The sequence below is a fragment of the Verrucosispora sp. WMMC514 genome (genome assembly GCF_027497295.1).
Lineage (GTDB): Bacteria > Actinomycetota > Actinomycetes > Mycobacteriales > Micromonosporaceae > Micromonospora > Micromonospora palythoicola.
In genome coordinates this window covers 183,121-207,320 of the sequence record NZ_CP114906.1, presented here as the reverse complement: position 1 = coordinate 207,320, position 24,200 = coordinate 183,121, and the positions used below count along the sequence as shown (strand labels likewise).

The window sequence follows — 24,200 nt, the reverse complement described above, 5'->3', positions numbered from 1 at the left end:
GGATGACCGTCCAGGGCGTACTGCTGGTGACCGTGGTGGTCTGGGCGGTGACCCTGATCCGTCCGGTCCGGTGGCGGGCCCTCGTGGCCGCGTTGCCCCTGCCCATGACCGCCGCGCTGCTGGCCACGGGTCTTCCCGTCGACGGCGCGCAACTCGTCGGGGTGGTCGGGCTCAACCTGTTCTTCGGCGTCGTGGCACTGACCCATCACCGTTTCCGGTGGCCGATCCTGCTGGCCGACCTGGCGGGTGTCGCCGGCTACCTCGCGATCGCGGCGGCGCTGCGTCCGATCACGCTGCCGTTCGGGCCGACACTGGCCGCCACGGCCGCCTGCTGGCTGCTCACCATGCTGGTGCTGCACCGCCTTCCGGAGCCTGACCAGCCGACCGATCCGACCGATCCGACCGATCCAGCCGATCCGGCCGATTCGGCTGGCCCGGCGCGGTTGCCGGTGGTGGCCCGGCTGCTGCTGGTCCTGGCTGGTGCGGTGCTGACCGGGCTGCTCGGCCAGGTGCTGCGGGGACTGGTGGTGACCTTCCCGTATGCCGGGGTGCTGGTGGCGGTCGAGGTGCGGCGGGACCTGCCGGCCTTCTGCCGGCATTTCGCCCGCAACAGCCTGGCGCTGATCGGGTTCCTGGTCGGGGTCCACCTGGGCCAGGACGTCTCGATCGTGGTGGCGCTGGTCGCCGGCTGGGCCGGGTTCGCGCTGGTCGCGGTGGCGCTGCACCTTCCCGCCTGGCGCCACGGCAGACGCCACCCGGTCAGTCTCGGCTGCCCCAACCGGACCTGAGCAGACGCAGCGTGCCCGCGCCGGCCAGGTAGGCCACCAGCGCCGCCACCGGCCACCCGAGCGGCTCCGGCGCGGTCTTGGCCGCCACGCCGTTGGCCGCCAGGGCGTACCCGACGGCGACGAATCCGGCGACGGTGAGCGCGGCACGGGCACCCGCCCACCTGGCCGGCGCCCGCAGGTGCCGGGGACGACCGGTGGACGCCTCGATCGGACCGAAGATGGCGACCAGGACGGCCAGCACCACCGTCAGCATCAACACCCACGGCAGCCGCCAGGCCAGCCAGGTCGCCGTTCCGGCCGGCGGGGTGGGCAGCAGGCCGAGGCCGTGCAGCGCGCCGACAAGCAGTACGGCCGCGCTCAGGTGCCAGAGGAAGACCGTCAGCACGACCGAGTTGACCGCGATCACCGCCTGCCACGGGCGGTCGCGGTGCAGCCACCGTTCCGCCCGCTGCCGTAGCAGCAGGATCAGCCCGAGTTGGGCGGTGGCGACCGCGAGCAGTGCCACGCTGGGTGGGGCGGCGTTGGCCAACCGCTGACCGGGCAGGTTGATCATGCTGATCGGGTACGGGCCAGGGCCGGTGAGCAGGACCGCCACGGCGAGACCGCCGAGCAGCATGACGATCGCGGCCCGGCGGGACATCGGCAGGCACCGGGCACGCAGTCCGCTCGGGCGGCAGTGTCCCTGGCGGGCGTCGTACCAGGCGAAGCCGAGCTGGTGGACGGCGAGCCAGCCGAGCAGGTAGCTGGGCAGGGCGAGGTTGGCCGGTCCGAGGGCCCGGCCGGCGTCACCGGCGGCGACCAGCAGCACCAGCGTCAGCGGCACCAGCAGCCCGAGGCGGCGGTGCAGCGCGTACATGACCGGGGTCAGCGGCACTACGGCCAGGTAGGCGGCGAGAAACCACAGCGGGATGGTGGCGAACCAGACGACCGGGCGAACCTCGTCCGGCTGGGCGCCGCCGAGCCGGGCCACCAGCGCACCACCGGCGAGCACCAGGACCAGGGCGCTGGTCGGGCGCAGCAGGCGGGCGCTGCGGCCGAGCAGCCATCCGATCGCGTCGCCGCCGCGGCGCCGGTGGGCGGCCAGCGAGGCGGCGTTGGCGTACCCGCCGACCAGGAAGAACACGGGCATGACCTGGACCGCCCAGGTCAGCGGATACGCCCAGGGCATCGTGGTCAGGGCCGAGTGCCCGTCGGGTCGGCCGCTCTCGTCGTACTCGACTGCGGCTATCGCCCAGTGGCCGAGGACCACCAGGAGGATGGCAACTGCCCGCAGCAGGTCGAGGTAGCGCTCCCGGTCCGGCGGCGTACGGGCGGCGAGGCGGGCCAGGCGGCGCATCCTTCGAGCGTAGGCCAGTCCCGGCAGCGGTCGGGGTGGTTGCGGCGCCGGCCCGGGCACACCCGCGTCGGCTCCTGGTCCGGCTCGCGTTCATGCTGGTCACGGCGGCGACGTCGGGCAGCGGGCGGGCCGGGTGGCGGGCTGTGCGCCAGGTAACAGTTTGAAAACTTCGCCCATGGTCTTGACACGGAGGGGCCTTCAGTAAGAACTTTTACCACTAACAGTTAACAGTCTTTTCCGAAAGGCATCCCATGGTTGATCACGAGTCGGACACCTCCGCGGGCACCGCGGTGGCCGACGCCGACGAGATCGATCGACGGGGTGCCCTCGGCGTCGTCCCCGACGGGATCGACCGGCGCGCCGCCCTCGTGACCTCCGACGGGACACTGGCTCGGGTCCGCACCGGTGCCGCCGAACTGACCGGAGCGCTGCGTCGGGTCGCCGAGCACGTGCTCAGCGACCCGGAGGCGGCGGCCCGGGCCACCATCGTCGAACTGGCCGAACGCAGCGGCACGTCGCCGGCCACGGTCACCCGGTTCTGTCGGGCGATGGGCTTCGACGGCTACGCCGACCTGCGGCTGGGCATCGCCGCCGAGACCGGCCGGGCCCGCTCGGCCGGCTGGACCGTCGACATCGGCCGCGAGATCCAGCCCGGTGACCCGCTGGAGCGGGTGCTGGAGCAGATCATGGCCGCCGACACCCGGGCCATGCACGACACCGCCGCGCTGCTCGACCTGAACGAGGTGGAGCGGGCCGCCGTCGCCATCGCCGGCGCCGAGCGGGTGAACATCTTCGGCGCCAGCGGCAGCGCACTCGTCGGCGAGGAGATGCAGTTCAGCCTGCACCGCATCGGCGTGGCCGCGTGGGCCTGGAACGACGTGCACTCCGGGCTGGCCGCCGCCGCGTTGCTGCGCCCCGGTGACGTCGCGCTGGGCATCTCGCACAGCGGACAGACCCGCGAGGCCATCGAGATGCTCGCCGAGGGTGGCAGCCGGGGCGCGACCACCATCGCGCTCACCGGGTTCCGCCGGTCGCCGCTGGCCGAACTGGCCGACATCGTGCTGCTCACCGCCAGCCAGGCCACCACGTTCCGGCCGGACGCGCTGTCGGCCCGGCACCCTCAGCTGGTCGTGCTCGACCTGCTCTACATCGCCGTCGCCCAACGTACTCACGACCGCGCCCACGCGGCCTTCCGGCGTACCGCCCAGGCCGTCGACGGGCACAAGGCCGCGCGGGAGGCCACCGCATGATCAGCGCCCAGGGGTACGCCGACGCGGTCCGGCCGGTTCTCGACCGGCTGATCGAGCGGGGGTCCGAGACGGTGGGCCGGGCCGCCGACCTGATCGCCACCAGCCTGCGCGCCGGTGGGGTGCTGCAGGCGTTCGGCGCCGGGCACTCGGAGGTCTTCGCCGCCGAACTGGTCGCCCGGGCCGGTGGGCTGGTCCCCACCAACCGGATCTCCCTGCACGACCTGGTATTGCACGGCGACGCCGCGCGCCAGGTGCTCGCCGACCCCAAACTGGAACGCGACCCCGCCGTCGCGCATCAGCTCTACGCGATCGCCGCACCCCAGCCGCAGGACGTGTTCGTGGTGGCGTCCCAGTCCGGCATCAACGGTTCGGTGGTCGAACTGGCCCTGCTGGCCACCGGGCGCGGTCACCCGCTGATCGCGGTCACCTCGGTCGAGCACACCGGACGGGTGTCCCCGCGGCACCCCTCCGGCCGCCGGCTCGTCGATCTCGCCGACGTCGTGCTGGACAACGGCGCGCCGTACGGCGACGCACTGCTGCCGCTCGAGGGCGGCGGCGCGGTCTGTGCGGTCTCCTCGGTCACCTCGGCGCTGCTGGCGCAGCTGCTGACCGCGGAGGTCGTACGACGGTTCCACCAGGCCGGAGAGGTACCCCCTATCTACCTCTCCGCCAACGTCCCCGGTGGGGACGAGCACAACCTCGCCCTCGAGTCGCGGTACGCCGGGCGTCTCCGGCGCACCGCCTGACCCGACATCACAAGGAGAGTCACACGATGTCCGTTACCCCCGATCTCGACCGCCGGACCCTGCTGCGCCGCGCGGCGGCCGCGGGCCTCCTGGTGACCCCGGCCGCCGGTCTGCTCAGCGCCTGCGCCGGCAGCACGCCGAGCCAGAACGACGACAGCGCCGGGGAGAAGAGCAACGACAACCCCTTCGGCGTGCAGGACGGCAGCGCCGTCAAGGTGGTCATCTTCAACGGTGGGTTGGGTGACGCCTGGGCCAAGGAGGACCAGGCGATCTTCAACGCCAAGTACCCGAACGTCACGGTCAACATGAGCTCCACCCAGAAGATCAAGACCGAAGAGCAGCCGAAGATGGCGACGCAGCCCAGCGACGTCGTCATGAACTCCGGCGCCGACATGATGGACATCAGCACCCTGGTCAACGAGGGTGCCATCGAGCCGCTGGACGACCTGCTCGCCGCGCCCGCCTGGGACAGCGAGGGCACCGTGGCGGACACGCTGCTGCCGGGCACCGTCGGCGACGGCACCTACCAGGGCAAGTTCTTCGTGGTGAACGTGGCCTACACGGTCTGGGGCAACTGGTACAACTCGGTGCTGTTCGACAAGGAGGGCTGGACGCCGCCGAAGACCTTCGACGACTTCTTCGCCCTCGCCCCGAAGATCAAGGCCAAGGGCATGGCCCCGTACGTGTACGACGCCGTGCACGGCTACTACCCGCGCTGGGCGCTGATGGCGACGGTCTGGAAGTCCGCCGGCAAGCAGGCCGTCATCGACATCGACAACCTCAAGGAGAACGCCTGGCGGGCCGAGGGCGTCCTGCCGGCGCTCGAGGCATGGGAGAAGCTGGTCAAGGACAAGCTGCTGCTGCCCGGCAAGCTCGACCACACCCAGTCGCAGCAGGCGTGGCTCGACGGCAAGGCCGCGTTCATCCAGGTCGGTACCTGGCTGAAGAACGAGATGGCGGCGACCATCCCGCCGGGCTTCGAGATGAAGATCTCCGACTACTGGGGCCTGGGCGCCACCGACAAGGCGCCCAACGACGTCTACGCCGGTGCCGGCGAGGGCATCGTCGTCCCGGCCAAGGCGCCGAACAAGGCCGCCGCCAAGGAGTTCCTGCGCGCGGTGCTCTCCAAGGCCGGTTCGGCGAAGTTCGCTGAGCTGACCAAGTCGCTGGCCTCCACCAAGGGCTCCGGCGACAACGTCCAGGACGCCGCCCTGGCCAGCGCCAACGAGCTGATGAAGAACGCCAGCTCGGACCTGATTTCGATCAAGCTCTGGAACTTCTACGCCGACCTGGACAAGGAGAGCCAGAACCTGTCCGCCGAGTTGATGGCCGGCCGGCTGACCGCCGCGCAGTTCGTCGACAAGATGCAGGCCGCCGCCGACAAGGTCGCCAAGGACTCGTCGATCACCAAGCAGACCCGCGACGCCTGATCCGAACGGAAAGAGTGAGTCCCATGCGGCACGGTGTTGCGCGTTTCGTCACGGGTTTCCTGGCCCTGCCGGTCGGGCTGTACCTCTTCTACGTGGTGTGGCCCTTCCTGCAGGCCGCCGGGTACTCGCTGACCGACTGGGGAGGTTACTCCGACAGGCAGCAGTTCGTCGGGCTGGACAACTACCTCCGGCTCTTCTCCGACGAGCTGATCAGGAAGGCGTTCTGGCACAACGTGTTCTTCCTGATCACCGTGCCGCTGTTGACCATCGCGCTGGCCCTGTTCCTCGCGTTCCTGCTCAACGTGGGCGGACGCGAGGACAAGGCCGGCATCCGGGGAGTCTTCGGCTCCGGGCTCTACAAGGTGATCTTCTTCTTCCCGCAGGTGCTGTCCCTGGTCGTCATCGCGGTGATGTGGCAGCAGATCTACCGCGCCGACGGCCAGGGCCTCATCAACGGCATGCTGATGAAGATCGGGCTGGTCAGCGAGGACGACCCGATCACCTTCATGTACGACCCGGAGCCCTTCCTCGGCGTACCGGCGGTGCTGTGGTGGCTGCTGCTGATCGCGGTCTGGAGCGGCGCCGGCTTCTACATGGTGCTCTTCTCCGCGGCCATGCAGTCCATCCCGAAGGACGTCTACGAGGCGGCCATCCTCGACGGTGCCGGCCGGTTCCACACCTTCTTCCGGATCACCCTGCCGCTGCTGCGGGACACCGTCTCGGTGGCCTGGGTCTACCTGGGCTTCATCGCCCTGGACATGTACGCCCTGGTGTTCGTCATGACGCCCAGCCAGGGCGGCCCGAACCACGCCAGTGAGATTTTCGCGTCGGTGCTGAACTTCACCGCCTTCCAGAAGGGCCAGTTCGGCTACGCCTGCGCGATGGGCGTGGCACTGGCGATCTTCACGATCCTGCTGGCCGCTCTCCAGCTGAGGATCACCCGTCGTGAGCGGATCGAGTACTGAGGAGACCTGGACGATGAGCACGGTGACCCACACCCCGGGTGGCCTGGCCGGCCCCGACCAGACTCCACCACCGGGCCGTACGCCGGCACCGCGCGCCGCCGTCGGCGGCGGCCGGGCCGGGGCCAGGTTCTTCAACGGCTTCTCGCACCTGTTCCTCGCCGTCTGGGCGATCATGGTGGTCTACCCGCTGCTGTGGGTGGTGATGTCGGCACTCAAGACCGACTCGGAGGTCATCCGCAAGCCGCTGTCGTTGATCCCCGAGCGGTTGCAGTGGGACAACTTCGCCCGGGCCTGGACCGAGGGGCACATCGGGTCGTTCTTCCTCAACACCGTCCTGGTGCTCACCGGCAGCGTCTTCCTCACCATGCTGCTCGGCTCGATGGCCGCCTACGTGCTCGCCCGCTACGAGTTCCGGGGCAACCGGCTGATCTACTACATGTTCCTGTCCGGGCTGACGCTGCCGATCTACCTGGCCGCGGTGCCGCTGTTCAAGGGCGTCTACAACACCGGCGTGGTGCTGCCGTTCCTCGGGCCGAACAGCCACTTCATGCTGATCCTGGTCTACGTGGCCTGGTCGCTGGCGTTCACCGTCTTCTTCATGCACTCGTTCTTCCGTACCCTGCCGACCGCGATCGCCGAGGCGGGCATGGTCGACGGTGCCTCGCACAGCCGGTTGTTCTTCAGCGTGATGCTGCCGATGGCCAAGCCGGGCCTGATCAGCATCGGCATCTTCAACGTCCTCGGCCAGTGGAACCAGTGGTACCTGCCGACCCTGCTCATGCAGTCGGTGGCCGGGGAGCCGAAGAACCAGGTCATCTCCCAGGGCCTGATCGAGCTGTCGGTCAACCAGGGCTACCGCTCCGACTGGTCCGGCCTGTTCGCCGGGGTCACCATGGCGATGCTGCCGGTGCTCATCGTCTACATCGTCTTCCAGCGCCAGGTGCAGTCCGGCCTCACCGCCGGCGTCAGCAAGTAGCCCGGAACGACAGCGGCTCCGGGACCGGGCTCGAGCCTCACCTCGGGCCCGGTCCCGAAGAGCGGTCTCAGCTCACTCGGGACCACGTTCGCGTACTCCCGGCCACACCCGCAGGGTTGGTGCGTCGACGAAGTCGTCGCACGGATAGGCACGCCGAACCTCGGTCTCCGTCACTCCCACCGGTCAGCGAGCATCGGCCCGGCCCAGCACCAGGGTGGTACGCAGGTTGAGCGTCACGGCGCCACCGAACTCGTCGACCAGTCGGCCGAGCGCGTCCAGCCCGCGTCGCTGCTGCTCCGGCGACCGGGTCAGGAACGGTCCGAAGGTCCGTACCAGGTCGAGGTAGCGTTCCTTGGCCAGCGGCAGTTCGTGACCGAAGACCTCCTTTCGGACGTCGAGAAACTGCCCGTGGTCGACGACGTCCTGATGGAACCAGTCCGCCGGCCGTTCCCGTGCGGTCGGGTCGATCGCGTGCAGCGCGGCCCGGATCGCCGCTCGTTGATCGGGGTCGGCGTAGTCGTAGCGATGCCCGAAGATGGCCAAGGTGCCGCCGGGCGCGAGGGCCTGCCGAGCGCGCGTGTTGCGGGTGGCCGGGTCCAGCCAGTGCCAGGCCATGGCGCAGGCCAGCACGTCGACCCCGCCGGCGGGCGGTGCCCACTGTTCGAAGGTGTCGCCGTGGATGCGAACGCGCGGATACCGGGCGGCCAGCAGCGCGGCCATTCGTGGGTCGGGTTCGAGGCAGGTCAGGGGTGCGCCGACGCGGGCGAGCACGTCGGTCCCTTTGCCGGTGCCAGCACCGATCTCGACAACCGACGCCGGTGTGCCGCCGTGGTAGGCGACGAGCTGGTCGGCGATCTCGGGCGGATAGCCCGGCCGGACGCTCTGGTACAGCTCGGCTGTCGCGCCGAAGACGTCCACCACCGCACTCCCTCCGGTCATGACGTCGCCTCCGCCCCGCGTAGCGAGTCGAGCGCGGCCTGGCTGCCCTCGCTCAGGTCCATGCCCAACGCCTGGAGCATCACCACCAACGCGCCGAGCGCGAGGGTGCCCCGCAGCTCCCGCGGCCCGGCGCTGGACAGCCGCCCGGCGTGCTCCAGAATCCGGCCGACCAGGGCCCGGCAGCGCGCCGCGACCACGTCGTCGGAGCGGGCCGCAGCGCAGGCCTGCAACCACAGGCCGGTCACGACGCCGTCCGCGATGAGCGTCCGGAAGCCGGCGCGCATCGCCGGCAACGGGTCGGCCGGGTGCGCGCCGGCCTCCTGCTGGAGCGCCTGCCCGATCCGGGCCTCCAACTCGTCCAGACAGGCCAGGAACAGGTTGCGCTTACTACCGAAGAGCCGGAAGACGTACGGCTGGGACACACCCATCCGGTCGGCCACCTGCTGTATCGACGCTGTGGTCAGCCCGTGGTCGGCGAAGACCCGCATGCCGATGTCGATCGCGTCCGTACGCCGTCGTCGGGCCGTGCTCCGTTGTTCCGCCACGACCGCAGCCTGACACTAGTAACCACTTACAAACAAGACCGGAGCCCGTCCGCTCTCGGATCCGTGGGTCAGCTCACGGCGCACCTGGCCGGCCGCGTGCGCCCGAGGCTCGTCACTACGCTGCGGGAATGGGCGTCGATGAGCGGTTGCGGCGGATCCGGGGCTGGCTGTGGATCGTGGTGGTGGGCCTGTTCCTGAGCGGGGTCACCGCGTTTCCCCTGGAGATCGAGGTGCGCTGGCTGTTGCGGGCGGCCGATCCGCTCGCCGGGCAGTTCCCGGCCCTGGTCGGCTGGATCGAGCGGGTCCATGTCGGACTTGTCGAGACCGGGGAGCGGTATCCGTTCATGCGGTACGGGACCGACTGGCTCGCCTACGCCCACCTGGTGTTGGCGGTGGCGTTCTGGGGGCCGCTGCGCGACCCGGTGCGCAACGTCTGGGTTGTCCAGCTCGGCATGATCGCCTGTGCCGGGATCGTGCCGCTGGCGCTGATCTGCGGGCCGCTGCGGGACATCCCGTGGTTCTGGACTGTGGTGGACCTGTCCTTCGCCGTCGGGGCGTTCCCGCCGTTGTGGTTCGCGTACCGGCACATCCGGGCGATCGAGTCGCAGCAGGTCGAGCCGGAAGCACGGGCCCACTTGTCGACTCCCGAAACCACCGGGCCCACGCCACCACCCCGCTCGGCTACCGGACCGCATTCCAGCAACACTGATCCACTCGGCTGATGACCTCGCCGGGTCCGGTGGGCCGTGCTACCCGGACTCGCGGGATGACAGTGTCAGAGTTCAACCGTTCGGTTGCCGACGCGTGGGGTGAGTGGTCGAATGCCGGTCATGACGGCGGCCTGTCGAGAGTCCTCGATGCTCTTTCCCGCCGCCGACGGCAGTGAGCTGCGCATGCTGGTTTTCGAGCCGGCCGACGGCACCCGGCCGCTGGCCGGAGTCGTGCTGTTCCATGGCGGTGCCCTGCGTGAGGGCTCGCCCGACGGGCTCGCCCCGCACTGCCGGAAGATGGCGTCGCGCGGGATCTTCGCCGGATCAGCCGGGTATCGGCTGCTCGGTCGTGGCGCTGCCAGCATCGACGACTGCATCGTCGATGTTCGGTGCGCGGTCGAGCAGTTCGCCCGGCTGGCCGCGATGCGCGGGCTCGAGGCACCGCACCTGGCCTCGGGCGGCAGCTCAGCCGGTGCTCATCTGGCGCTTGTCGCGGCGATGACCCCGCCGGAGTCCACCACGGCACCGGGGCCCGGAATCGCGGCCGTGGTGGCCTTCAACCCCGCGGGACTGAATCTGCGCTCCTTCGAGCCGGCGGCGCAGCGCCGCCTCGAACAGCAGGTCGGTATCGCGGCGGGCAGACTCAGCGAGTACTCGCTCATCGAGTTCGCGCGGCCGGGCCACCCGCCGATGCAGATTCACCACGGCACCCGCGACGAGGTCGAGCCGATCGACTCTGTGCGGCAGTTCCGGGACGTGATGGTGCGCTCCGGCAACGAGTGCGTACTCGTTGAGTACGACCACGCCGGACACGGGTTCCACTACCCCGGCGACGGCGGGCACTTCGACGATGTCATCGATGCCACGGCGCTGTTCCTCCTCGACCGGATCGCGACGACGTGACCGGCGGAAGTCCACCGACACCGGCGACGCGTCCCTGCTGATCCTCGCCGTCGTCAACATCGGCATGGTTCTGCTCGTGTGGCTGCGCGAGCGGCGCACTCGGACCGGCGAATAGCGTCGGAGGTGTCCACGATCCCGCCGCCGGTCGCCGTCGGATGGCAGGGTGTTGTCCATGGACAGGAAGCAGGTCGCCGACTGGATCGCCGCCTACGAGCGGCTTTGGCGGACGCCGGGCACGCAGGCGCTGGTCACGCTCTTCACCGAGGATGCGAGCTATCGGCAGGGACCGTACTGGACGCCTGTGGTCGGTCTGCCGGCCATCGCCGAGATGTGGGAGCAGCAGCGCAAGGGCCCCGACGAGGTGTTCGAGATGACCACGGACATCGTCGCGGTCGACGGCGACACCGCGGTGTCGCGCCAGGAGGTCCGCTACGGCGACCCGGTCGACCAGGAATACCGCGACCTCTGGATCATGCGGTTCGCCGACGACGGACGTTGCCGGTCGTTCGAGGAGTGGCCGTTCTGGCCGGGGCAGCGGCCGGCCACCTGATCGCAGCGGCCGGACCGCGTCGACGGTGGTAGCGCACTGCCGGCTGGCGTGACGAGCCGGCCCACGTCTACGACGGCGACGGATCTGGCGGTCAGTAGCGGATCAGCCGGTGCAGCCGGAGGAACGTCTCGGTGAAGCCCAGCTTCGGCCAGGCTCGCGAGGAGAGCAGGTTGGTGACTCGCCAGTCGGTGACCACGCTGTCGAAGCCGGCCGACACCGCCCAGTCGACGACCGCGGCGCCGAGGGCTCGTCCGGCGCCGACGCCACGGGCGTGCGGCAGGACCGCCGCGAACCCGAGGAACCCGGCGTGTTCGGGTCGGGCCAGGCTCAGGTGCGAGCTCGACTTCTCGAGCGCGCAACCGATGGCGGAGCCGATGACCTGGCCGTCCGCTTCGGCCACGAAGGTGGCGTACGCGGGGTTGTCGATGTCCGCCGCCCATTCGGCGGCGGCTTCCGCAAGCGTGCCCATCGGGCCGGCGGAGAACGTCGGCGACTGTCCCTGGTGCAGCGGCAACTCGAGATCAAGTTGGGCGAGTGCCGGGATGTCGGCCCGGGTCGCCCGACGCACCGACAGCCCGGCCGGTCTGACCGCTGCCGGTGGGGCGGCGGGCCGGATGGCGTGCGCGTGCTGCTGGCCGAACCCCAGCCGGAACCAGGCCTGTACCAGCTCCGGGTCGTGCGCCGGAACGACGACGTAGTGCGCCGTGCGGCCCTCGTCGACCCAGCGGGTGGCGGCGAGCGCGTACAGGTCGCGCAGCACCTCGGGGTCGGTGGCAGCCAGCCCGGCGGCCTCCACCCAGATGTTCGGCCCCCACAACGGCGACGGCTTCGGCGCGCCGAGGACGAAACCCACCGGGACGCCGCCGCGGTGAGCGACCGCTCCCGACGCGTCCGGCGTCTCGTACGCGGTGGTCAGCTCGGCCAGCGTCGCGGCGACGTCCTCGAACCGGGCGGACAGCAGCGGCTGGGCGACGCGGTGCCGGCGGTGCCGTTCGGCGAGCAAGGTGGCGCAGGCGGCCAGGTCGGCGGCCGTGAACGGCCGCAGCTCGGTGCGGGACATGGCCGGACCCTACGTGCCGCCGGTGTCGCGGTCATCCTGGTTTCGACGGCGCGGCCTCGGCGGTGACCGGCTGCCGCAGGAGGGTACGCCTGCTGTCGGGCGCGACCCTGCGGAAGTCACTGAGATAGATCTCGTGGTGTTTGCCGGTCATGCGCAGCCCTTGGGCCGGGATGAACTCGTCGTGCAGTTCCGCGAGCACGGCGGCTTCGTCGTCGAAGGAGCCCACGTGCAGTGTCTGGACGCATCGTCCCTCGGCCAGCGGTTCCAGGCGGATGTCGTCGAGGCGTACCGGCCTGTTCTTCGCCCCCGCCTGCCCGACGGCGGCGTCGAACATGGCCCGGTCGATCCAGTCCGGGACCATGAGCAGCAGGGTCCAGTTCCACTGTGACTTGTCCCGCGACGTGGTGAAGGCGGCCATGTCGTCGGCCCACCACAGGCCCTCCAACGGCGGGACGACGTAGTCGCGGCCGAGGTCGCGCTTGCTGGCGAACTTCAGCTTGTACGCCACCGGGTAGAGCGCTTCGACGGCGGTGGTGAACGCGGGTGAGGTGTTCGGATCGCCGTGGCCGTCGACCATGAGGTACCGCAGGTCGGGCACGTCCACGATCCGGAACCGTCCCCGTGGTGCCCGGTAGGCGTCGATGGTCTTCTTGAAGTCGATCTTGTCGGTCATCGCGTGCCTGGACCTGCTGGACCTGGAAAGCACAACGGCAAGGAGGAGAACTCCTTGTCACTGTCAACATATACCGCACCCCCGGTATTGCGGCAAGACCCCGGTCGTGACGCACAATCGTCCGCCGAGCTGAAGAATTGGCATTTCCGGGGGGATTCATGTTCGATGCGGTAATCGTCGGTGGCGGGCCGACCGGCATGATGCTGGCGAGCGAATTGCGGCTGCGGCACGCCAGCGTGCTCGTGCTGGAGAAGGAGGTCGAGCCGCCACCGTTCGTACGGTCGCTCGGGCTGCACGTGCGCAGTATCGAGGTGATGGATCAGCGCGGACTGTTGGAGCGGTTCCTGGAGAACGGCAAGCAGTTTCCGATCCGGGGATTCTTCGCGGGCATCGACAAGCCCGCCCCGGACCGGCTGGACACCGCCCACGGATACGTGCTCGGCATTCCGCAGCCGCTCACCGACCGGCTGCTGGCCACGCACGCGGCCGAGGTGGGCGCGGAGATCCGGCGGGGCTGCCCGGCGGTCGGGCTGGAGCAGGACGACGACGGGGTGACCGTCCAGCTCGGCGACGGCGCGTCGCCGGTGCGGGCGCGGTTCGTGGTCGGCTGTGACGGCGGGCGCAGCACCGTGCGCAAGCTGCTCGGGGTCGGCTTTCCCGGCGAGCCGTCGCGGGTGGACACGCTGCTGGGCGAGATGGCGGTGACCGCCTCCCCGGAGGAGATCAGCGAGGTGGTGGCGCGGGTACGCAGGACCGAGAAACGGTTCGGCGTCGGTCCGTCCGGCACACCAGGGGTGTTCCGGGTGGTCGTGCCGGCACAGGGCGTGGCCGAGGACCGGTCGACGCCGCCGACGCTCGCCGAGTTCACGCAACAGTTGCGGGCGTACGCGGGCACCGACTTCGGGGTGCGTTCGCCCCGCTGGCTGTCGCGCTTCGGCGACGCGACCCGCCAGGCCGAGCGCTACCGGGTCGACCGGGTGTTCCTGGCCGGCGACGCGGCGCACGTGCACCCGCCGCTGGGCGGGCAGGGGCTGAACCTCGGGATCCAGGACGCGTTCAACCTGGGCTGGAAGTTGGCGGCGGCGATCGACGGCTGGGCGCCGGACGACCTGTTGGACACCTACGAGTCCGAGCGGCATCCGGTGGCGGCGGACGTGCTCGACAACACGCGTGCGCAGATGGAGTTGACCACCAACGAACCGGGGCCGCGCGCCGTCCGACGGCTGCTGACGCAGCTGATGGACTTCGACGACGTCAACCGGTACCTGATCGAGAAGATCACGGCGATCGGCGTCCGGTACGACGTCGGTGAGGGGCATCCCCTGCTCGGGCGGCGGCTGCGTGACCTCCAGCTCACCCGCGGGCGACTGTTCGGGCTGCTGCGCTCCGGCGCCGGGCTGCTGCTCGACCAGACCGGGCGGCTCTCGGTGGGCGGCTGGCGTGACCGGGTGGACCATGTCGTCGACACCAGCGAGGAACTGGACGTGCCAGCGGTGCTGCTCCGGCCCGACGGACACGTCGGGTGGGTCGGCGAGGACCAGCAGACCCTTGAGGTGGCGTTGGCCAGGTGGTTCGGTGGTGTTCGCTGACGCGCACGAGGAACGAGGAGGTTCGCATGCCGTTACCGCGCTGGCTCGCCCGGTTCAACAAGCGGGTCGTCAACCCGCGGGAGATCCGTCGGGGGGTTCGACCGGTCCTGACCCACGTCGGCAGGTCGTCCGGCAGGACGTACCAGACTCCGCTCGACGCCCATCCGCTGCCCGACGGATACCTCTTCGTGCCCCTGTACGGGCCGCGTACCGACTGGGTGCGAAACGTCCTGGCGGCGGGCACGGCGCGGCTGTCCGTCGGCGGCGAGCGGCTGCAGTTGGATGGTCCCCGGTTGGTGCGCAAGCAGGAGGTGTGGTCGCTGCTCCCGGCGGGCACCAAGGCGCCACCGGGGATCTCCGACGAATCCGAACTGCTACGGATGAACCTGCGTCGAGACTGACGAGCAGGGCTCCGGTCTGTCGCACGGTCCGGGCAGAATCACGTTCGTGCTGGTGGCGGTGGTCTCTGACGAGCGGGGTGGGGGAGTGTTGCACCCCCTCGACCCGACCGGTGCGCCGCTGGGCGCGCCCGAACCGGTCGTCGACCTGGCCGCCGCGGTGGCCGCCCGCGAGCGCACCGATCGGCCGCGCTGGGTCTGGGCGTCCGGGGCCACGCTCTACCCGACGTTGCTCCGCGCCGGGGTCGCGGTGCGGCGGTGTCACGACGTGGAGCTGACCGAGGCGCTGCTGCTCGGGTACGCCGGCCGGTGGGGTGAGCCCCGCGCGCTGGCGGCGGCCTGGGCGCGGCTGACCGGTGCGCCGGTGCCGGCCGATCCGCCGCCGCGCGCCGCCACCCCGCCCGGCGCGGGTCAGGCCGCGCTCTTCGACGCCGTCCCGGGTCCGCCAGGCCCCGGCATCACCGCGTTGACCCGGGTGTACGCCGACCAGCTCGCCCGGGTCGCGGCGACCGGCGACCCGGGGCGGTTCCGGCTGCTGGTGGCGGCCGAGTCGGCCGGTGCGCTGATCGCGGCGGAGATGGGCACGGCCGGGCTGCCCTGGCGGGCCGATGTGCACGACGCGGTGCTCGCCGAGTTGCTGGGCGAGCCCTCTCCGGTGGGTGGGCCGCCGCGCCGGCTGGCGGAGCTGGCCGCGCGGATCGCCGACGCGTTCGGGGTCCGGCAGGTGCACGCGGACAGTCCGGCCGAGCTGCTGAAGGCGTTCGCGCGGGTCGGCGTGGAGCTGCCGAACACCCGAGCCTGGGTGCTGCGCGGGGTCGACCATCCGGCGGTGCCGCTGGTCCTGGAGTACAAGGAGCTGTACCGGATCTGGACGGCACACGGCCGGGCGTGGCGGGACGCCTGGGTCCGCGACGGGCGGTTCCGGCCGGAGTACGTTCCGGGTGGGGTGGTGTCCGGGCGGTGGGCCACCCGGGGTGGCGGCGCGTTGCAGATCCCGAAGGTGATCCGCCGGGCGGTGGTGGCCGACCCGGGCTGGCGGCTCGTGGTGGCCGACGCCGGGCAGTTGGAGCCACGGGTGCTGGCGGCCGTCTCCGGTGACGTCCGGCTCGCCGCCGCCGGGGCGACCGGTGACCTCTACGCCGCGCTGGCCCGGGACGCGTTCGACGGTGACCGGGCCCGGGCCAAGCTGGCGCTGCTCGGCGCCATGTACGGGCAGACCGGCGGGGCGGCGGTGCCGGCCCTGGCGGTGCTGCGACACAGCTATCCGACCGCGTTCGACTACGTCGAGGCGGCGGCGCGGACCGGGGAGGCGGGCGGGTTGGTGCGCTCCTGGCTGGGGCGGACCTGTCCGCCGGGCACGGGGGGATTCGGCGCCGACGACGCCCCGGCGGACCCGGACGATGCCGGTGACGTCCAGTCGCCGCGAGCCCGGGCGGCCCGGTCCCGGGGCCGGTTCACCCGCAACTTCGTCATCCAGGCGACCGCGGCCGAGTGGGCCTCCACCCTGCTCGCGGTGCTTCGCGGCGAGTTGGCCGGCAGCCCGGCCGAGCTGGTCTTCTTCCAACACGACGAGGTGATCGTGCACTGCCCGGCGGAGCAGGCCGAGCAGGTCGCCGAGGCGGTCGACCGGGCCGGTCGGCGCGCCACCACGCTGCTGTTCGGGGACACGCCGGTCCGCTTTCCGGTGGATCTGTCCATCGTGGAGTGTTACGCCGAGGCGGCGTGATTGCCCTCGACGAACCGCCGACCGCGTACGCCGGCAACCAGATGTTCACCTTGTTTTCGTGGTCCGTGCATCGTCGAACAACCGGGAATTCGCCCGCCTGAAAAGGCGTCGCCCGCTGTTTTGGCGTACGCCCGCGGTATGTCACCCTGGCTCCGCAAACGTGACCACGTCGGTCGACGTGATGTCGATTCCAGGGAGGCGGCATGGCCAGGCGCGTCTATCTGCACATCGGTGCGCCGAAAACGGGAAGCACCTATGTGCAGAACGTGCTCTGGAACAACAGTGCCGCCTTGGCCGACGCCGGCATTCTGCTGCCGGCCAGTGCGGCGGCGCACGACCACGCGATGGCCGATCTGCGCGTGGCGCCCTGGCGGGACAGCGACGCCTACTGGACGTGGGACCGGCTGGCCGAGAAGGTACGCGACTGGTCCGGTGACGCGATCATCAGCAACGAGGGGCTGGGCGCGGCGACCGATGCCCAGGCCGCCCGCGCGGTGCAGAGCCTGGAGGCCGCCGAGGTCCACGTCATCGCGGCCGGCCGTGACCTGTGGCGGACGTTCCCGTCCTTCTGGCAGCAGAGCATCCGGGCGCGCAGCGGCTGGCGGTTCGGGGCCTTCCTGCGCGCCGTCGAGGAGGGCAGGGCCGACACCTTCTGGCACAACCACACCGCACCGGGCATGCTGCGCCGCTGGGGCGACCTGGTCCCCCCACAGCACCGGTACCTGGTGACGGTTCCGCCGCCCGGCGCACCGAGGGACCTGCTGTGGCAGCGGTTCGCGGGCATCCTGGGTATCCCGGACGGGCTGTGTGAACTGGCCGAACCCATCTCGAACCCGTCGCTCGGCGCGGCCGAGATCGAACTGCTCCGCCGGGTCAACCTGGCGTTGGGCGACAGGTATCCGCTGCGGACGCCGTACCAGAAGGTGGTCCATCGGCACCTGGTCGACGCGGTGCTCAAGCAGCGCGAGGGGACGCCGTTCGGTGTCGGACTGGACCGGGCCGACTGGGTGCGGGAGCTGGCCGAGCAGCAGATCAAGGAGCTTCAGGACTATCCGTGTCGAATCGTCGGTGACCTCGACGAGCTGCGGCCGACCGTGATGCGGGAGAGCATCAGCCCCGACGAACTGGACGAGAACCAGCTCCTACAGGTCGCCGTCGAGACGATCGTCGGCATGCTGGACAACGCCGACATCCTCAGCCAGCAGCTGGACGCACCATCCGACAAGGTGAACGTCCTCTCCCGGCTGCGGACCCGCGCGGCCGGCGGTGTCAAGCGCCGGCTGCGGCTGGCCACCCGTCGCGAGCCATAGCCCGGCCTGAACGCACTGGTGGCCGGGCCGCCGCCGGTCGTACCCGAGAACTGTCCATGCAGTCCGGATAGATACCCAATTTACACCAAATGCCCCGCCACTCTCCTCCGACCGCTGTCGTTGCAAACGGTGTGCGTAGGACGGGAGGGTCGGGGCCGTGCGCGGCTGCGACCGCTTCCACGCTGGAGGGAGCGCAGCTCTGAACCGGATCGCAGGAATGATCATCGCTGCGGGGGGTGGCCGTCGGATCGGCGGGCCGGAGGCCCTGCTGCACCAGGGCGGCAAGCCGCTGGTCGACCAGATGATCGACACGCTGACGGAGGCGGGCTGCGGGCAGATCGTGGTCGTCCTCGGTGCCGCGGCCGACCAGGTCCGCGAGACCGCCGACCTGAGTCGCGCCACGGTGGTGGTCAACCGCGCCTGGGGCACCGGCGTCGGTTCGTCCATCCGGGCCGGTCTGGCCGGCATCGACGACGACCGGGTCGAGGCGGCGGTGGTGGTGCCGGTGGACATGCCGGGGCTCACCGCCGCGGCGGTCCGTCGGGTGGCCGCGCTGCCCTTCCCCGACGTGCTGGTCTGTGCCACCTACAACGGCCTACGCGGCTACCCGATGCTGTTCGGCCGCCGGCACTGGCCCGGCATCGCCACCCTGGCCAGCGCCGATGTCGGTGCCCGCCCGTACCTGTTGGCGCACAAGGACCAGATCGTCGACATCGCCTGCGACGCGGTCGCCGACGGCAGCCGCGTGGACACCCCCGAACTGATGGCCCTGTACGGCCTGACCGTCCCCGAACAACGCGTCGGCGTCTGACCCACCCCCCGTCCAGCACTGTTGATCATGAGGTTGGCGGCACAGTCGATCTGATCAACGGGAAGGTGGGTGGGTGGGGGTGGGCAGGTGGAACAGGGTGGCGGCGGCCTGCCAGCAGACCATCCGCAGCCAGTCGTCGCCCAGGTCGAGTCGGGCCAGACCGGTCAACTGGTCGGCGTACGGGTAGGGGATGTTCGGGAAGTCGCTGCCCAGCAGCACCTTGCCGGCCAGCCCCAGCTCGCGCAGTCGGGGCAGTTCGTCGGCGGGGAAAGGCACGAACCGGTCGAAGAATGGCGTGAAGGCCATCGTGGTGTCCAGGCGTACGCGCTCGTGCCGCTCGGCGAGATCCAGGAAGGCGGGATAGTCCGGAGCACCCAGGTGGGCGACGATCGCGGGCAGCCGTGGGTGCCGGGCGAGCAGTGCGGCGAACGGCTCCGGCCCGGTGTGCGCGGTGCCCACCGGGGCGTGCCCGGCGTGCACGACCACCGGCACGCCGGCCTCGGTGAGCAGGTCCCACACCGGCGCCAACGCCGGGTCGGTGGGCGCGAAACCGCCGACCTGGACGTGCACCTTGAACACCCGGGCGCCGGCGTCGATCGCCTCGGCGACGTAGCGCGGCGCCGTCGGCTCGGGGAAGAAGGTGGCCGACGGCAGGCATCCGGGGGTGTCGCGGGCGAAGTCAAGCGTCCACCGGTTCAGCTGCTCGGCCATGCCGGGCCGATGGGCGTACGCGAGCGCGCTGAACGCCCGTACCCCCAGCCGATGGAGGTGGTCGACCCGTTCGGCGTCGCTCCACCGGTACCGGATCGGCCACTCCAGCCCACCAGCGGGCCGGCCGAGTCGAAGTACTCCCACACCCGGCGGCGCAGCCTCGGCGGCAGGAAGTGCACGTGCACGTCGACCAGGCCGGGCAGGCCGAGCCGCTGCCAGAACCGTGGCACCACCTCGTCGGCGGCCACGACCACCGGGTCGACGGCTTCGACGCTCACAGGTCGAGATTGAACTTCTGCAGCACCGAGGGAGCGACCAGCCCGACCGCGGCCAGCACCGACACGACGGTCAGCGCGGTGCGGACCACGACGATCTCGGTCTTGCCGCCGGCCCGCAGCGCGATGCTGTCGGGCAGGCTGATCGGTGTCCACATCCGGCGTTTGATCGGAATCGGCCACAGGATCGGTACGCCGGCCCGGGTGATCATGTCACCGATGATATGCACGAAACAGCCCACGCCGACGGCCAGCCCGATCATCGGATAGCCCCGGTCGCCGGGCAGGTTCGCCGCGGTGAACGTGGCCGCGCCGGCCGAGACCAGGGTGACGATGACCCAGCCCGCGCGCTCGGCCCACTCGTCGAACAGGCCGCGCAGGGCGAGACCGATCATGAAGAACAGAATGCCGATGACCGCCCACTTGCCGTACCGGGCGCACAGCGTGGTGGTGCCCCAACCCACCAGCACCGTGAACGGGATGGTGTGGGTGAGCGTCCGGTGACCGTTGCTGCGCTTGGGGTCGCGGCTGAGCTTGGTGGCGTAGTAGACGCCCAGCGAGACCTTCTCCACCACCTCGGCGACGAACAGCGAGAAGACGCCGAACGTACGGGCCACGGTGGCGCCACCCTGGTTGCGGGTGACCTTGCCGGACAGGTCGAGATCGGGCAGCAGCGCCCCACCGGCGCAGACGGCGGTGCCGACGGCCAACGCCAACGGCGACTGCTCGTAGTCGTAGAAGTGCTGTAGCGCCCAGGACCCGCTCAGCCATACCGCCGCGCCAGACAGCGCGTGCGACGGTCCCATCATCTCGGCTCGCCCTCCCCAGGGATCTTGAGCGCCAAAACTACGCCACTGTAGTTCGCGGCGGCGCCGCAGGGGGACCGTCTTCGTCGTCCACTTCGGACGGTTGTCGGAGTCGGTCCGTGGACCGCGCCGACCACCAGGGAGTATGGCAGCGCGTAGCGGTCGGTCGGCACGATCTGTCGGCCATGGGACGGCGGTGGCTGTGTTGCCGCCGGTCGGTGCGTTCACCACGGAAGACGCGGAGGGCAACCGCTGGACCGTCAGCGGCGTCGTGGCGCTCACCGGCTGACGCCGGGTGCCGCCGGTTCTATCGTCCGGCTCGGAAGCCGAGCCGGACGGTGGCCAGTTGGCTCGCCGCGGTCGTCCAGTCCCGCTCGTGCGTGATCCAGCCCAACGTCCAGGAGCGGCCCCGCGCCGGACCGTCCGGCACGATCTGCGTGGCGCGCAGCCGGTCACCGTGCGGTGTCAGCCAACTGAACTCCCACTCGATCGCGTCGCCGACCCGACCGAGCCGGAACTCCTGGTAGCCCGGCAGGGTGCCGCCGGCCAGCTCCCGATCCCGCACCGCCCGCAGTCGAGCCGTCGGCTCGGTGGTGGCGTCCGCGCTGTCCGCGACGGTGAACGCGCGACCGGTGGCCGGATCCTGGAAGCAGGCGACGTCGTCCTCGCGGGAGTGCCGCCAGTCGGCCGGCAACGCCACCCGGAAGCCGCCGGCGTCGGCATGCCACACCCACCCGGCGGGCGGCCGGAACCTGTCGCCGGCCCGAGGTGGGGCGGAGCGTAGCGAGGCACCGTCCACCCATGGCCGGACGCAGGGCAGCGGCGGAGGGACGAAGCCGCCGGGTGGCGGGGGCGGGCGTCGCCCGTCGCGCGGGAACGGGTTGTCGGGGCCGGGCGCGCCCACGTCGTACGACTGAGGGCTGCCGGCATCCGAGGACCGTTGCGTGCCCGTGCCGACCACCGTGAGGGCGGTGCCGATCCCTGCCGCCATGGCGACCAGCACCGCGACCGCCGCCAGGGCCCAGGGCCGGGCCCCGGCATCCCGGCGCGGCATGCCCGTCGAGTTGCCGGCGGACGACGTGGGCGACGGGGAGTCGCCGATTCGCTCCGAGCCGTGCCCGCTGGTCTGCTCTGGCTCATCCCGGTGACTCCGGTCCGCGTCGTGCCGGTGGGTCCGGTCCGGCTCCTCCCGGTGGGTCTGGTCCGGATCGTGCCGGGTCTGGTTCCGGTGCCCGACCGGCGACCGGGTCACCTCGTCGGCGGTCGGCTGCCCGGCCGGCTCACGACGGGGCGAGGCGGCTGCCGTCGCCGGAGCGGTTGCGGCCCCGAGCGACGCGGCGGTGCCGGCGGGCGACGAGCCGGCCGTGGGCAGCGAAGTGGTCTGCTCACCCGGCCGGGCGGGCTCGTCGGCGGGCCCGACCGCGGCCAGCAGCCGGCGGCGCGTCTCGGCGTGGTCGGTGCGGTGCGCGGGGTCGCGACGCAGCAGCCCGGCCAGCGCCGCCGACAGCGGCCCGGCGTGCGGCGCCGGGTCCGGTGGCGCGGCGGCCAGCGCGCTCAGCGTCGCCATGGCCGTGCTGCGGGCGTACGGCGCGCGGCCCTCGACCGCGGCGTGCAGCGTGGCGCCGAGCGACCAGAGGTCGGCCCGCTCGCTGGACACCCCCTCGGCAGCCCGTTCCGGCGCGACGTACTGCGGCGAGCCCAGGATGGTGCCGGGCCCGGTCATCGTCTGATCGCCACCGTCGAACACGGCCAGCCCGAAGTCGGTGAGCAGCACCCGGCCGTCGTCGGCGACGAGGACGTTCGCCGGCTTGACGTCGCGGTGCAGCACCCCGGCGTCGTGCGCCGCCCGCAACGCGTCCAGCAGCGCCAGACCGATCCGAGCGGCCCGCCGCGGCGGCAGCGGCCCGTCGGCGTCGAGGAGGTCCTGGAGGGTGCGCGACGGCACGTACTCCATCACGATCCACGGCACGTCGGCCTCGGAGACCACGTCGTAGACGCGGACCACGTTGGGGTGGTTGAGCCGCGCCGCGGTGCGCGCCTCACGCAGGGTACGGGCCCGCAACTGGTCCAGCTCGTCCCCACCGAGCCAGGCCGGCAGCACCACCTGCTTGATCGCCACCTGGCGGTGCAGCAGCTCGTCCTCGGCCCGCCAGACCGTCCCCATCCCGCCGCGCCCGACCTGATCGAGCAACCGGTACCGGCCGGCGATCACCGCTCGCACATCGCTCCCATCCGCCGCGTCCGGCGTACACCCCCAGGGTCTGGTCGACGTCTTCGGTCGAACCGTGGACGTCGACACAGACCCTAGCCAGCGGATCGGGATTCACCTATCCGGCCGGTCCATTCAGGAGGCGGCCCCGCCCACCGCGAGGAGGTTGCCGTCCGGGATGGCGATGGTCTGCCGGCGCGTGGGCAGCTCGGCGGTGCGCCGGAGCTGTGGCGCGACGTGCTCGCGGCGGGCCGCGGCGTACGTCTCGGCGGTGCGGGCGGCGATGGTGGCCCAGCCGTACCGTCGGCCGACCATGCTGCGTGCCTGCCGGGCGACCCGGCGGGCGAAGACTTCGTCGCCGAGCAGCTGCCCCACGGCACCGGCCAGCGCCGACGGGTCGCTGTGCGGGAAGGTGACGCCGGTGACGCCCGGCTCGACGATCTCGGCCAGCCCGCCGGTGCGGGCCACGGCCAGCGGGGCTCCGGCCGCCGCCGCCTCCAGCGCCACCATGCCGAAGGGTTCGTAGAGGCTGGGCACCACCGTCGCGTCGGTGGCGCCGAGCACCGCCGGCAGTTGGGTGTTGTCGAGGAAACCGGTGAAGCGGACGGTGCCGCCGAGCCCGAGCTGACGGGTCCGGTCCTCCAACTCGCCCCGGTAGGGCCCGTCTCCGGCGATCAGCACCCGCAGGCCGGGATGCCGCGCGCGCAGCTTCGGCACCGCGTCGACCAGGTGCTGTACGCCCTTCTCGTAGACCAGCCGGCCGGCGTACCCGACCAGCGGACCGTCACCGGCGAAGCGGGCGCGGGCCGAGGCGACCGCGCGGGGCCGGGCCCGCCAGGCCCGGTCGTCGACGCCGTTGGGCACCACGTCGACCCGGTGCCCGGGAGTGTCGAACAGCGTGGTGACCTGATCGCGCATGTAGCCGGAGCAGGCGATGACGCGGTTCGAGGCGGTGCTCAGCCAGTGTTCGACGCCGTGGATGGTGCGGTTCATCTCGTCGGGGAGCCAGCCCTGGTGTCGGCCGGCTTCGGTGGCGTGGATGGTGGTGACGAGGGGGAGGTGGAGGTGGTCGCGCAGGGTGATGGCGGTGTGGGCGACGAGCCAGTCGTGGGCGTGGATGACGTCGTAGGTGCCGGTGGTGGCGGCGTGCAGGGCGGCGCGGGTGAGGGTGTGGTTGAAGGCCATGGTCCAGGCCAGTAGTGATCCGGTGGCGAGGGGGAAGGTGACGGGGTCTTCGGCGGCGCGGATGACGTGGACGCCGTCGACGTATTCCTCCAGGGGTGCGCCGTCGGTGTGGCGGGTGACGACGGTGACGTGGTGACCGGCGGCGGCCAGGGCCACCGACAGGGCGTGCACGTGTCGACCCAGCCCACCGACGAGCACGGGTGGGTACTCCCACGACAGCATCAGCACCCGCTGCGAGCGTGCGGGGTTGATGTCGATCACGTCGGCGTTCGGTGACATACGCGCCCCCTTTGAGTTGTCTCCGCGCAC

General features: G+C 71.4%; 22 protein-coding genes and 1 pseudogene. 14 read left to right on the top strand and 9 right to left on the bottom strand.

What is annotated here, in order from left to right; all coding sequences use genetic code 11:
* Positions 1–2 precede the first annotated feature (2 nt).
* Positions 3–788, top strand: a complete 786-nt coding sequence (locus O7597_RS00855) for a hypothetical protein (RefSeq protein ID WP_281581766.1) — start codon at positions 3–5, stop codon at positions 786–788.
* Here O7597_RS00855 and O7597_RS00850 read toward each other — a convergent pair.
* The gene (locus tag O7597_RS00850) at positions 760–2,124 is read right to left on the bottom strand and encodes an acyltransferase (protein ID WP_281581765.1); all 1,365 of its coding nucleotides are present in this window, start codon (positions 2,122–2,124) and stop codon (positions 760–762) included. The genes O7597_RS00855 and O7597_RS00850 overlap by 29 nt on opposite strands.
* A 251-nt stretch (positions 2,125–2,375) precedes the next feature.
* Between O7597_RS00850 and O7597_RS00845 the strand changes: the two genes are divergently transcribed.
* The 5 genes from O7597_RS00845 to O7597_RS00825 are packed head-to-tail and all read left to right on the top strand — an operon-like array spanning position 2,376 to position 7,491.
* Positions 2,376–3,374, top strand: coding sequence for a MurR/RpiR family transcriptional regulator (locus tag O7597_RS00845; RefSeq protein ID WP_281581764.1), 999 nt, complete (start codon positions 2,376–2,378; stop codon positions 3,372–3,374).
* On the top strand, positions 3,371–4,120 hold the full coding sequence (locus O7597_RS00840) for an SIS domain-containing protein (protein ID WP_269742440.1): 750 nt from the start codon (positions 3,371–3,373) through the stop codon (positions 4,118–4,120). Before O7597_RS00845 ends, O7597_RS00840 begins: the two co-directional genes overlap by 4 nt.
* Before the next feature lie 26 nt (positions 4,121–4,146).
* Entirely contained in the window at positions 4,147–5,550 is a 1,404-nt protein-coding gene (gene ngcE, locus O7597_RS00835; RefSeq protein ID WP_210828372.1) for an N-acetylglucosamine/diacetylchitobiose ABC transporter substrate-binding protein, read from the top strand.
* Between the two features lie 23 nt (positions 5,551–5,573).
* Positions 5,574–6,515 carry a sugar ABC transporter permease gene (locus O7597_RS00830; RefSeq protein WP_281581763.1) on the top strand — a complete coding sequence of 314 codons (942 nt, stop codon included), beginning with the start codon at positions 5,574–5,576 and terminating at the stop codon, positions 6,513–6,515.
* A 13-nt stretch (positions 6,516–6,528) separates the two neighbouring features.
* Positions 6,529–7,491, top strand: coding sequence for a carbohydrate ABC transporter permease (locus O7597_RS00825; protein WP_269742788.1), 963 nt, complete (start codon positions 6,529–6,531; stop codon positions 7,489–7,491).
* Between the two features lie 183 nt (positions 7,492–7,674).
* Here O7597_RS00825 and O7597_RS00820 read toward each other — a convergent pair whose 3' ends face one another.
* Complete coding sequence (locus O7597_RS00820; RefSeq protein WP_269742439.1) at positions 7,675–8,430, bottom strand: class I SAM-dependent methyltransferase; 756 nt, start codon at positions 8,428–8,430, stop codon at positions 7,675–7,677.
* Entirely contained in the window at positions 8,427–8,975 is a 549-nt protein-coding gene (locus O7597_RS00815; RefSeq protein ID WP_281581762.1) for a TetR/AcrR family transcriptional regulator, read from the bottom strand. Before O7597_RS00815 ends, O7597_RS00820 begins: the two co-directional genes overlap by 4 nt.
* A gap of 128 nt (positions 8,976–9,103) precedes the next feature.
* Here O7597_RS00815 and O7597_RS00810 point away from each other — a divergent pair, with 128 nt between their 5' ends.
* The 3 genes from O7597_RS00810 (at position 9,104) to O7597_RS00800 (ending at position 11,138) form a co-directional block, all read left to right on the top strand.
* A complete protein-coding gene (locus tag O7597_RS00810; RefSeq protein WP_281581761.1) occupies positions 9,104–9,697 on the top strand; it encodes a hypothetical protein in 594 nt (197 codons plus the stop codon).
* Between the two features lie 108 nt (positions 9,698–9,805).
* Positions 9,806–10,588: an alpha/beta hydrolase gene (locus O7597_RS00805; RefSeq protein ID WP_281581760.1), complete on the top strand. Its 783-nt coding sequence runs from the start codon at positions 9,806–9,808 to the stop codon at positions 10,586–10,588.
* 172 nt (positions 10,589–10,760) lie between these two features.
* Positions 10,761–11,138, top strand: coding sequence for a nuclear transport factor 2 family protein (locus O7597_RS00800; protein WP_281581759.1), 378 nt, complete (start codon positions 10,761–10,763; stop codon positions 11,136–11,138).
* Between the two features lie 91 nt (positions 11,139–11,229).
* On the opposite strand, the gene O7597_RS00795 is transcribed toward O7597_RS00800, so the two are convergent.
* Positions 11,230–12,198, bottom strand: coding sequence for a GNAT family N-acetyltransferase (locus tag O7597_RS00795; protein WP_281581758.1), 969 nt, complete (start codon positions 12,196–12,198; stop codon positions 11,230–11,232).
* Between the two features lie 31 nt (positions 12,199–12,229).
* Positions 12,230–12,871: a GyrI-like domain-containing protein gene (locus O7597_RS00790; protein ID WP_269742434.1), complete on the bottom strand. Its 642-nt coding sequence runs from the start codon at positions 12,869–12,871 to the stop codon at positions 12,230–12,232.
* A 158-nt stretch (positions 12,872–13,029) separates the two neighbouring features.
* Here O7597_RS00790 and rox point away from each other — a divergent pair, with 158 nt between their 5' ends.
* The 5 genes from rox (at position 13,030) to O7597_RS00765 (ending at position 18,705) form a co-directional block, all read left to right on the top strand.
* Positions 13,030–14,460 (top strand): rifampin monooxygenase, encoded by a 1,431-nt coding sequence (gene rox, locus O7597_RS00785; RefSeq protein ID WP_281581757.1) that lies wholly within the window; start codon positions 13,030–13,032, stop codon positions 14,458–14,460.
* A gap of 26 nt (positions 14,461–14,486) precedes the next feature.
* On the top strand, positions 14,487–14,861 hold the full coding sequence (locus O7597_RS00780; protein ID WP_269742432.1) for a nitroreductase family deazaflavin-dependent oxidoreductase: 375 nt from the start codon (positions 14,487–14,489) through the stop codon (positions 14,859–14,861).
* Between the two features lie 16 nt (positions 14,862–14,877).
* Positions 14,878–16,584 carry a bifunctional 3'-5' exonuclease/DNA polymerase gene (locus O7597_RS00775; RefSeq protein WP_281583354.1) on the top strand — a complete coding sequence of 569 codons (1,707 nt, stop codon included), beginning with the start codon at positions 14,878–14,880 and terminating at the stop codon, positions 16,582–16,584.
* Between the two features lie 203 nt (positions 16,585–16,787).
* The gene (locus O7597_RS00770; protein ID WP_281581756.1) at positions 16,788–17,894 is read left to right on the top strand and encodes a hypothetical protein; all 1,107 of its coding nucleotides are present in this window, start codon (positions 16,788–16,790) and stop codon (positions 17,892–17,894) included.
* A 217-nt stretch (positions 17,895–18,111) separates the two neighbouring features.
* Complete coding sequence (locus O7597_RS00765; protein ID WP_164448187.1) at positions 18,112–18,705, top strand: NTP transferase domain-containing protein; 594 nt, start codon at positions 18,112–18,114, stop codon at positions 18,703–18,705.
* Positions 18,706–18,759: 54 nt separating this feature from the next.
* Here the strand turns inward: O7597_RS00765 and O7597_RS00760 are convergent.
* The 4 genes and pseudogenes from O7597_RS00760 to O7597_RS00745 all read right to left on the bottom strand — a co-directional run bounded on the left by O7597_RS00760 (position 18,760) and on the right by O7597_RS00745 (position 24,170).
* Positions 18,760–19,670: pseudogene (locus O7597_RS00760) on the bottom strand (amidohydrolase family protein).
* A 20-nt stretch (positions 19,671–19,690) separates the two neighbouring features.
* On the bottom strand, positions 19,691–20,500 hold the full coding sequence (locus O7597_RS00755; protein WP_269742430.1) for a metal-dependent hydrolase: 810 nt from the start codon (positions 20,498–20,500) through the stop codon (positions 19,691–19,693).
* A gap of 304 nt (positions 20,501–20,804) precedes the next feature.
* Positions 20,805–22,709 carry a serine/threonine-protein kinase gene (locus O7597_RS00750; RefSeq protein ID WP_281581755.1) on the bottom strand — a complete coding sequence of 635 codons (1,905 nt, stop codon included), beginning with the start codon at positions 22,707–22,709 and terminating at the stop codon, positions 20,805–20,807.
* Positions 22,710–22,841: 132 nt separating this feature from the next.
* On the bottom strand, positions 22,842–24,170 hold the full coding sequence (locus O7597_RS00745; protein ID WP_281581754.1) for a glycosyltransferase family 4 protein: 1,329 nt from the start codon (positions 24,168–24,170) through the stop codon (positions 22,842–22,844).
* Between the last annotated feature and the right edge of the window lie 30 nt (positions 24,171–24,200).

Bases quoted from the DNA above. Each gene is read 5' to 3' on its own strand.
- O7597_RS00855 (WP_281581766.1), top strand. From the start codon at position 3: ATGACCGTCCAGGGCGTACTGCTGGTGACCGTGGTGGTCTGGGCGGTG.
- O7597_RS00850 (WP_281581765.1), bottom strand. From the start codon at position 2,124: ATGCGCCGCCTGGCCCGCCTCGCCGCCCGTACGCCGCCGGACCGGGAG.
- O7597_RS00845 (WP_281581764.1), top strand. From the start codon at position 2,376: ATGGTTGATCACGAGTCGGACACCTCCGCGGGCACCGCGGTGGCCGAC.
- O7597_RS00840 (WP_269742440.1), top strand. From the start codon at position 3,371: ATGATCAGCGCCCAGGGGTACGCCGACGCGGTCCGGCCGGTTCTCGAC.
- ngcE (WP_210828372.1), top strand. From the start codon at position 4,147: ATGTCCGTTACCCCCGATCTCGACCGCCGGACCCTGCTGCGCCGCGCG.
- O7597_RS00830 (WP_281581763.1), top strand. From the start codon at position 5,574: ATGCGGCACGGTGTTGCGCGTTTCGTCACGGGTTTCCTGGCCCTGCCG.
- O7597_RS00825 (WP_269742788.1), top strand. From the start codon at position 6,529: ATGAGCACGGTGACCCACACCCCGGGTGGCCTGGCCGGCCCCGACCAG.
- O7597_RS00820 (WP_269742439.1), bottom strand. From the start codon at position 8,430: ATGACCGGAGGGAGTGCGGTGGTGGACGTCTTCGGCGCGACAGCCGAG.
- O7597_RS00810 (WP_281581761.1), top strand. From the start codon at position 9,104: ATGGGCGTCGATGAGCGGTTGCGGCGGATCCGGGGCTGGCTGTGGATC.
- O7597_RS00805 (WP_281581760.1), top strand. From the start codon at position 9,806: ATGACGGCGGCCTGTCGAGAGTCCTCGATGCTCTTTCCCGCCGCCGAC.
- O7597_RS00800 (WP_281581759.1), top strand. From the start codon at position 10,761: ATGGACAGGAAGCAGGTCGCCGACTGGATCGCCGCCTACGAGCGGCTT.
- O7597_RS00795 (WP_281581758.1), bottom strand. From the start codon at position 12,198: ATGTCCCGCACCGAGCTGCGGCCGTTCACGGCCGCCGACCTGGCCGCC.
- O7597_RS00790 (WP_269742434.1), bottom strand. From the start codon at position 12,871: ATGACCGACAAGATCGACTTCAAGAAGACCATCGACGCCTACCGGGCA.
- rox (WP_281581757.1), top strand. From the start codon at position 13,030: ATGTTCGATGCGGTAATCGTCGGTGGCGGGCCGACCGGCATGATGCTG.
- O7597_RS00780 (WP_269742432.1), top strand. From the start codon at position 14,487: ATGCCGTTACCGCGCTGGCTCGCCCGGTTCAACAAGCGGGTCGTCAAC.
- O7597_RS00770 (WP_281581756.1), top strand. From the start codon at position 16,788: ATGGCCAGGCGCGTCTATCTGCACATCGGTGCGCCGAAAACGGGAAGC.
- O7597_RS00765 (WP_164448187.1), top strand. From the start codon at position 18,112: ATGATCATCGCTGCGGGGGGTGGCCGTCGGATCGGCGGGCCGGAGGCC.
- O7597_RS00755 (WP_269742430.1), bottom strand. From the start codon at position 20,500: ATGATGGGACCGTCGCACGCGCTGTCTGGCGCGGCGGTATGGCTGAGC.
- O7597_RS00745 (WP_281581754.1), bottom strand. From the start codon at position 24,170: ATGTCACCGAACGCCGACGTGATCGACATCAACCCCGCACGCTCGCAG.